The following is a 7,536-nucleotide window of genomic DNA, read 5'->3' on the forward strand; positions in this document are numbered from 1 at the left end:
CCAGTTCGTGCACACGATCGCGCACAGGCCGGGCCCGCTGCATGCCCTTCATCAGAATGTTCGCGGCGGTGGAAGGTTCCGGCGCGTGACCACGCGCTGGGCCGGCCTGCAGCAAATCGTGCTGTGGCGGCGGCCGCTTCGTAACCGCCTTCAGATGTTCCCTTGCCCATGAAGCAACGCGCCCTCCGGCCTGAATTGCCGGCCACGGAATCTTGATCTTTCACGCGTCCGTCGGTTGTATTCCTGGGCCCGGAGTCATATCCCTTGACCCCATGGACACCCAAATCATCACCGCCGAAAAGCCCCTGATGGCCCAGGCGCGCCCGCGCAAGCCGGCGCCGTTCCTCCCGATGAGTCGCGCCGAGATGGAGGCGCTTGGCTGGGATGCCTGCGACATCGTGCTGGTAACGGGCGATGCCTATGTCGACCATCCGAGCTTCGGCATGGCCATCATCGGCCGGCTGCTGGAGGCGCAAGGCTTTCGGGTCGGCATCATCTCCCAGCCGGACTGGCATTCGGCCGAACCGTTCAAGGCGCTCGGAAAGCCAAAAGTGTTCTTCGGCGTCACCGGCGGCAACATGGACTCCATGGTGAACCGCTACACCGCGGACCGCCGGCTGCGCAGCGACGACGCCTATACGGCCGGCGGCGAAGGCGGCAAGCGGCCGGATCGCTGCACTGTGGTCTATGCCCAGCGCTGCCGGGAGGCGTTCAAGGACGTGCCGATCGTGCTCGGCGGCATCGAGGCCTCGCTGCGCCGGATCGCGCATTACGATTACTGGTCCGACAAGGTGCGCCGCTCGGTGCTTGCCGACGCCAAGGCCGACCTGCTGCTCTACGGCAATGCCGAGCGCGCCGTCGTCGAAGTGGCGAACCGCCTTGCTGCGGGGGAAGCACCGCGCGCGCTCGACGATATCAGGGGCGTCGCGCTGTTCCGCCCCGTGCCCGAGGAGTATGCGGAGCTGCACGCCGACGATCTCGATTCCGCCGACGAAGGCGCGACGCGCCAGAAGGGCGCGACCGTGATCCGGCTGCCGGCGCTGGAGCAGGTCGAGCAGGACAAGGAAGCCTATGCGCGCGCGTCACGCGTGCTGCATCGTGAGAGCAATCCCGGCAATGCGCGGCCGCTGGTGCAGCGGCACGGCGATCGCGATCTCTGGCTCAACCCGCCGCCGATCCCGCTGACCTCTGAGGAGATGGACGCGGTCTACGACCTGCCCTATGCGCGCGCCCCGCATCCGTCCTACGGCGAAGCAAAAATCCCCGCCTGGGACATGATCAAATTCTCTGTGACGATCATGCGCGGCTGCTTCGGCGGCTGCACCTTCTGCTCCATCACCGAGCACGAAGGCCGCATCATCCAGAACCGCTCCGAGGGTTCGATCCTGCGCGAGATCGAAAAGATCCGCGACAAGACGCCGGGCTTCACCGGCGTCATCTCCGACATCGGCGGCCCCACCGCCAACATGTACCGGATGGCGTGCAAGGACCCGAAGGTCGAGGCGGCGTGCCGGCGGCCGTCCTGCGTCTTCCCCGAGATCTGTCCGAACCTGAACACGTCGCATGACGATCTGATCCGGCTCTATCGCAAGGTGCGCGAGACCAAGGGCATCAAGAAGGTGATGGTCGCCTCGGGCGTGCGCTATGACCTCGCAGTCGAGAGCCCCGAATACATCAAAGAACTCGTCACCCATCACGTCGGCGGCTACCTCAAGATCGCGCCCGAACATACCGAGCGCGGCCCGCTCGACAAGATGATGAAGCCGGGCATCGGCGCCTACAACAAGTTCAAGCGGATGTTCGATGCCGCGGCCGAGCAGGCCGGCAAGAAATATTACCTGATCCCGTATTTCATCGCGGCGCATCCGGGCACGACCGACGAGGACATGATGAACCTCGCGCTCTGGCTCAAGAAGAACCGCTATCGCGCCGATCAGGTGCAGACCTTCCTGCCCTCGCCGATGGCGACCGCGACCGCGATGTACCACACCGGCGTCAATCCGCTGCGCGGCGTGCGCCGCGGCGGCAGCGACAAGGTCGAGGCGATCAAGGGCCTGCGCCAGCGCCGCCTGCACAAGGCTTTCCTGCGTTACCACGACCCCGACAATTGGCCGGTGCTGCGCGAGGCCTTGATCGAGATGGGCCGCCGCGACCTGATCGGCTCGCGTCCCGAGCAACTCGTGCCTGCGCACCAGCCGCCCGGCACCGGCAAGGCCGCGGGCACCAAGCGTCCCCTGCGCCCCGGCGGCAAGACGCAGCGGTTTACGACCAAAGGTCTGCGGGTGATGAAGTAGCGGGTGCGCGCAAAAATCGCGCCCGCCGCCTTCGCCCTTCAAGACAAAAGCCGAAAACAACCCCATGCACAGTAGCCGGGGATAGCGGAATCAAGGGCTTAAAGCGCAATGAGATTTGGGTGAATCGTCGTCGCGCCTGCCCCTGCTGTTCAAGCACAATATTTCTGAAAAACCGCAAATAGCTTGACCCGTCGGGCAAAACAGGAGCATGGTGCCATCATCGGCCGCGTGCGTTGGAACGCGCCCCGGTGTCTAGCCCGTATCGACATCCTCAAGCTTCACACCGCGCCCCGCGCAGGCTGTTCCGCGACTGTTCGACGCGCCGAAGGAAACGGGGATCGTGCTCCACTTCGCGGAGATTGCGGGACGGATCATTCTTGATCTCGGAGAGCGAGACCTCTTTCATCCCAAATTTCCGAACTGTGCTGGCCATGACTAGCCTCCGATTTGAGATCAATTGACTTTCACGCCATCATGTAACATACAAAGTTACATGAAACGCGATAGCCGTCTATCCGGCGTGCTCCACGTGCTGCTGCACATGGCGCAGCAGCCGGGCCCCTTCACGTCCGAGACTCTGGCGAAGGCCATGGACACCAATCCGGTGGTGATCCGCCGCATCATGGCGGGCTTACGGGACCTCGGCTATGTCCGCTCCGAGAAGGGCCACGGCGGCGGCTGGACGCTCGCTTGCGATCTTTCCAAGGTGACGCTGCGCGACGTTTACATCGCGCTCGGCAGTCCCACGCTTCTGGCCATGGGCAACCGGACGGAGGCGCCGGGGTGTCTCGTCGAGCAGGCCGTCAATGCCGTCCTCGATCGGGCATTCGACGATGCCGAGGCGCTGCTGTTGTCGCGTTTTGGCGAGGTGACGCTGGCGATGCTGGGCGACGAGCTGCGCAAGCGCCTGGGGTCGCGAAAGCATCAGGGCATGAGCGCGCATCACGCGTGATGAAATTCATGAGCAGGACGACATCGTGACCAACGTTCAAAGCGCATTCTCCAATCCGCAAATGGTGGCGAACTACACCGAGGGACCGCCGCGGTTCGTTCCCGGATACAGTTCCATGCTCTCGATGGCGGCGATCTTGCTGGCCGAGCGCGCAGCCGAAGATGCAAAAGTGCTTGTGCTCGGAGCCGGCGGCGGCCTGGAATTGAGGGCCTTTGCGCAAGCGCAACCACGCTGGACTTTTGATGGCGTGGACCCGTCAGCAGCGATGCTCGATCTTGCAAAGCAAACATTGGGACCGCTCGCATCCCGCACGCGTCTCCACCAAGGCTATATCGACGACGCACCCGAAGGGCCATTCGACGGCGCGACATGCCTGCTGACCCTGCACTTCGTCGATGCCGAGGAGCGGCGTCGCATCGCCTCGGAGATCCGCCGTCGGCTCAAACCGGGCGCACCATTCGTAGCGGCGCATTTCAGCATTCCTGGTGGCAGCGATCAGCGCCCGCTTTGGTTCTCGCGCTATTCCGCGTTCCTGGCTGCGTCCGGCGTCGATCCCGACAAGGCGACCGCCGCCCGGACCGCGATCGACGGGCAGTTGAACATTCTGGCACCCGAGCAAGACGAGGTGATTTTGCGCGAGGCCGGCTTCTCCGATCCAACGCTGTTCTACACCGGTTTCACGTTCCGCGGCTGGGTCGCATACGCCTGAGACGCCGCTGCCTGGCGCCAAGACCGGTCGCTTGTCCGCAGCGATCGCCAGCTATTCGGCAAGCTGCGCAAGCGGGTTCACGTCCGGCTTCTGTTCGCCCAGTGCCTGGCCCTCGGCCATGCGCTGCCGGATCATTGCGACAACCGGCCCCACCTGCTCGAACGCGCGGCCATGGGCATCGTCGCCGGCGACCGCCAGTTTCGTCAGGTCGTAGACGTCGATCCGGTCGCGCGCGAATTCGCTTCGGTAGGGCTCCTGGGTCGGGTCGATATCGCCCAGGCGGGCGACGTCGCCCCAGATCCTCTTCGACAGCGAGAGCGCGCGGTCGTCGCGCGAGACAAACAGCGAGATCGGCGGCCGCGCGCCACCCATCCGGTTCAGTTGCGATCGGAAGACATCGACATCCACATCGGGAGCCACCAGCATCACATTCTTCAGCTTGCTGCGTCTCGACGCGACAGAAGCGCCGCGGATCGCACGCGTCCGCAGTGCTTCCAGCGCGATCCAATTGCCCATCGAATGCGCCAGGAGATAGACTTCGCCGACGGCAGGCGAGCTATCGAGCGTGCTCAACACATTGTCGAGCGCGTCCCGCGAAAAATTCGCGCTCTCCCGATCATAGGTATAGGCGCGCAACCGCATTTCACCGCGCGATGGCCAGGTGAAGAGCACAGGCACGACCGGAACCTTGGAATCGTGAACAATCTGCGCGAAGCGGTAGACCGCATCATCGAAGCGGTTGTTGAAACCGTGGACAAAGACAAGCACCTTGTTGCGACCGGACTGCTTCATCGCCGCGGTGACAGACGCTGCGAAGCGCGTCTTGTCGAGATAGTCCGCCGACACGGTCGTAAAATCCCGCTGGGGGTCGCCGGGAAGGCTCGCCGGCCATTGCACCTCGCCGATCTTCCGCGAACCATCGGGCGGGATCGAGACCGTCACCTCGGCAAAGGACAGCTCGTCCGAGCGTTCACCGCTGAACATCTCGCCGGGATCGACGTCCGAACGCTTGCGATTGGTGACGACGTAGATCGGGACATTGGTGTTTCCAGGAGCGACCTGCGCCGTCGGCACAAGCACGCCCTGCGACGGACGTCCGGCGCAACCGCCGAGCACCATTGCGATCGACAAGGCCAACAAAACTGCTGGAGCAATGATGCGACTTGTCCGGACCACCGGCAACACTCACAACTGGACGCAAGAGCGCGACAACTCACCATCCGAGGCAGCGGAAGCGGCACCGGATATTGACCAGTCTACACCGGCTGAGCGTGCCCGGATGTCGCGGCGCGGCAACACCTGGAGAGCAACAGTTGTGGAACCTTGCCTCGCAGGCGAGAGTCGAACGGAATGGTGAAGAAGGAGGATGGAGATGCCAACATCTCAATTGGCACAAAATGCATATGCATTGCCGTCGCGCTGTCCTCGGCGATCCCGCCGCTCAGGCAAGCCGGAGGCTTTTGACGTGCTTGGAGAAGATGCGGACCCGCTCGCCGTCGCGCTTCCCTTGCCGTTCGAAGTTGCATGATGCGACGCGCTCGATGACGTCGCGGAGGCGATTGAACTGAGCCCCCCTTTCTCCAGGCCGCGTGCCCTTTGTGGCATCGAGGTCGTCCAGCGCGCTGCTGCTGATCTCGCAGTCGATGATCTCTGCGCCGTAATTCATCGTGAAGAAAAATGCCATGCGCTCCGCGTCATACCCGGGCAGCCGGTCAGGAGTCGGCGAAGCCGCTTTTTTCTCTGCGGGCGAACGCGGCAATTGTCAGCCTATTGTTTCAGCGGCGGCGCGTAGCGATGCCTCCGCCAGGCGGCTTGCCCGCAAGGAAAAATCCTCGAACGCGGCCACCGCATCGCTCATGGTGTGACAACCGCGACTGTCCAGCGACGCATCAATGCGAAGGTCGAACAGCTCCATCCAGAACAACGGGCTGTCGGGCAAGCCCGCTCCCAGCGTTTCGAACATGCTGATCTCGCAATCGCCGACCCGTTCGAGCGCGACCGACCGGGAGCCATGGGCGATGTGAGGAATTCCGAGCAATTTTCCATAACCTCGCAATATCGTCGTGTTTATGGGCGGCGCAGCGCCGTCACTGCTGGTCATCAAGTCCTTCGGAGCGTTTTGGGAAAAGAGGCTGCCCCCGAGAACAGAAGACCAGTCTGGGGCAGACAACCGATTTAAGTCACGCGACACCCGGTTTCTTGTTATCGTGAGCCAATTATTTGATTTTCCATGCCGCGCGCGCGATCCGCGAGCCAAGGGACTCAAAGGCCGCTGCGGCAATGACGAAAGGGTTCGGCGTGCCGGCTGCCCATTCGCCCCATCTGGAAGCAATGCCCAGCGCCACCGGCGGAATCGCTCGCCTGGTATGGGCGCGCCTGCTGGACGCTGGCGTTCGCGCAGACGGCTTGCTGTCAAAGGCCGGAGTGACCCACGCGCAGATCGAGGACCGCAAGGCGCGCCTGAGCGCTGAAAGCCAGATGAAGTTTCTGCAGCTTGCCGCCGAGGCCCTGCACGACGACGCCCTCGGATTCCATCTGGCGCTGGACTTCGACCTTCGTGAAATCGGCCTGCTCTACTATGTCGCGGCGTCCTCCGGAACAGTGGCCGATGCCCTGACAAAGGCCGAGCGCTATTGCCATCTCGCCAATGAGGGGATTTCGCTGCGATTTGCCGCGAACGACATGGCGATCACGCTGAGATATGTCGGTGTGGAGCGACGGTCGGATCGGCACCAGATCGAATTCTGGCTTACCTCGATCATTCGCTTGAACCGCGTCCTGACAAATCGCCGCCTGGTGCCGAGCCGGATCAAGCTCGCCCATCACCGTCGAACGACGCCCTCTGAGGTCAGGTCGTTCCTGGGTTGCGAGATCGAGTTCGGATCAGATATCGACGAGATCGTTTTTCCTCGACCCGTGGGGCTGATGCCGATCGAGAGTGCCGATCACCATTTGAACGATCTGCTGGTGACATTCTGCGAAGAGACGCTTGCACATCGGAAGCCCGGCGGAGTTTCGCTCAGATCGAGCGTCGAGAACGCCATTGCTCCGCTGCTTCCTCACCGCGAGGCGAGGGCCGAGGAGATTGCGCGCCGGCTCGGCATGAGCCATCGCACGTTGGCGCGGCGTCTCGCCTCGGAAGGGCTGACCTTTACCGGCATTCTCGACGCGTTGAAGATCGATCTCGCCAAGAGCTATCTGAAAAAAGGTGAATTGCCGATTTCGCAAATCGCCTGGCTCCTCGGCTATGGCGAGGTCAGCGCATTCACCCACGCCTTCAGGCGCTGGACCGGCATGACGCCGCGGCAATGGCGTGCCGCGGACCATCCCAAACACGCCGACGACGTCCAAGATACGCCGCCTCGCGCAAAGAGCGCCCGGGCAAGCCAGCGCGTGAACTCTTAAAATCAGAGTGGTCGGGCAACGTCCGCTTTGGCGTATTCCGGACCTAGGTCGGACATCGCGCGAGGTCCGAAAAGGGGCCAAAGGACTAAACCGCTCGCGCGGTAGTGCGCTGCGGCGGGCGGCACGGCCAAGACGGTAGCGCAACGGGGCGTCCTGTCTTGAGATCGAGGTGTTTC

8 protein-coding genes are annotated in these 7,536 nt (G+C 63.2%); 4 read left to right on the plus strand and 4 right to left on the minus strand.

Annotated elements, in window-relative coordinates:
• Window positions 1-272 precede the first annotated feature (272 nt).
• Complete coding sequence (locus tag ABIA96_RS19230; protein WP_354138604.1) at window positions 273-2,294, plus strand: YgiQ family radical SAM protein; 2,022 nt, start codon at window positions 273-275, stop codon at window positions 2,292-2,294.
• Between the two features lie 271 nt (window positions 2,295-2,565).
• Here the strand turns inward: ABIA96_RS19230 and ABIA96_RS19235 are convergent, their stop codons facing one another.
• Window positions 2,566-2,727: a hypothetical protein gene (locus tag ABIA96_RS19235; protein WP_354138605.1), complete on the minus strand. Its 162-nt coding sequence runs from the start codon at window positions 2,725-2,727 to the stop codon at window positions 2,566-2,568.
• Between the two features lie 60 nt (window positions 2,728-2,787).
• Here ABIA96_RS19235 and ABIA96_RS19240 point away from each other — a divergent pair, with 60 nt between their 5' ends.
• Together ABIA96_RS19240 and ABIA96_RS19245 are read left to right on the plus strand one after the other, a co-directional pair.
• Entirely contained in the window at window positions 2,788-3,246 is a 459-nt protein-coding gene (locus ABIA96_RS19240) for an Rrf2 family transcriptional regulator (protein WP_354138606.1), read from the plus strand.
• A 61-nt stretch (window positions 3,247-3,307) separates the two neighbouring features.
• Complete coding sequence (locus tag ABIA96_RS19245; protein WP_354138623.1) at window positions 3,308-3,955, plus strand: class I SAM-dependent methyltransferase; 648 nt, start codon at window positions 3,308-3,310, stop codon at window positions 3,953-3,955.
• Between the two features lie 51 nt (window positions 3,956-4,006).
• Here ABIA96_RS19245 and ABIA96_RS19250 read toward each other — a convergent pair whose 3' ends face one another.
• The 3 genes from ABIA96_RS19250 to ABIA96_RS19260 form a co-directional block, all read right to left on the minus strand.
• Window positions 4,007-5,092 (minus strand): alpha/beta hydrolase, encoded by a 1,086-nt coding sequence (locus tag ABIA96_RS19250; protein WP_354138607.1) that lies wholly within the window; start codon window positions 5,090-5,092, stop codon window positions 4,007-4,009.
• Between the two features lie 304 nt (window positions 5,093-5,396).
• Window positions 5,397-5,714 carry a DUF1488 family protein gene (locus ABIA96_RS19255; protein ID WP_354138608.1) on the minus strand — a complete coding sequence of 106 codons (318 nt, stop codon included), beginning with the start codon at window positions 5,712-5,714 and terminating at the stop codon, window positions 5,397-5,399.
• Window positions 5,715-5,717: 3 nt separating this feature from the next.
• On the minus strand, window positions 5,718-6,056 hold the full coding sequence (locus ABIA96_RS19260) for a hypothetical protein (protein WP_354138609.1): 339 nt from the start codon (window positions 6,054-6,056) through the stop codon (window positions 5,718-5,720).
• 179 nt (window positions 6,057-6,235) lie between these two features.
• Between ABIA96_RS19260 and ABIA96_RS19265 the strand changes: the two genes are divergently transcribed.
• Entirely contained in the window at window positions 6,236-7,360 is a 1,125-nt protein-coding gene (locus ABIA96_RS19265; protein WP_354138610.1) for an AraC family transcriptional regulator, read from the plus strand.
• Window positions 7,361-7,536: the final 176 nt, after the last annotated feature.

It is taken from the genome of Bradyrhizobium sp. LB11.1, assembly GCF_040549385.1.
Lineage (GTDB): Bacteria > Pseudomonadota > Alphaproteobacteria > Rhizobiales > Xanthobacteraceae > Bradyrhizobium.

Coding starts and splice junctions, on each gene's coding strand:
- ABIA96_RS19230 (WP_354138604.1), top strand. CDS start 273: ATGGACACCCAAATCATCACCGCCGAAAAGCCCCTGATGGCCCAGGCG.
- ABIA96_RS19240 (WP_354138606.1), top strand. CDS start 2,788: ATGAAACGCGATAGCCGTCTATCCGGCGTGCTCCACGTGCTGCTGCAC.
- ABIA96_RS19245 (WP_354138623.1), top strand. CDS start 3,308: ATGGTGGCGAACTACACCGAGGGACCGCCGCGGTTCGTTCCCGGATAC.
- ABIA96_RS19235 (WP_354138605.1), bottom strand. CDS start 2,727: ATGGCCAGCACAGTTCGGAAATTTGGGATGAAAGAGGTCTCGCTCTCC.
- ABIA96_RS19265 (WP_354138610.1), top strand. CDS start 6,236: ATGACGAAAGGGTTCGGCGTGCCGGCTGCCCATTCGCCCCATCTGGAA.
- ABIA96_RS19260 (WP_354138609.1), bottom strand. CDS start 6,056: ATGACCAGCAGTGACGGCGCTGCGCCGCCCATAAACACGACGATATTG.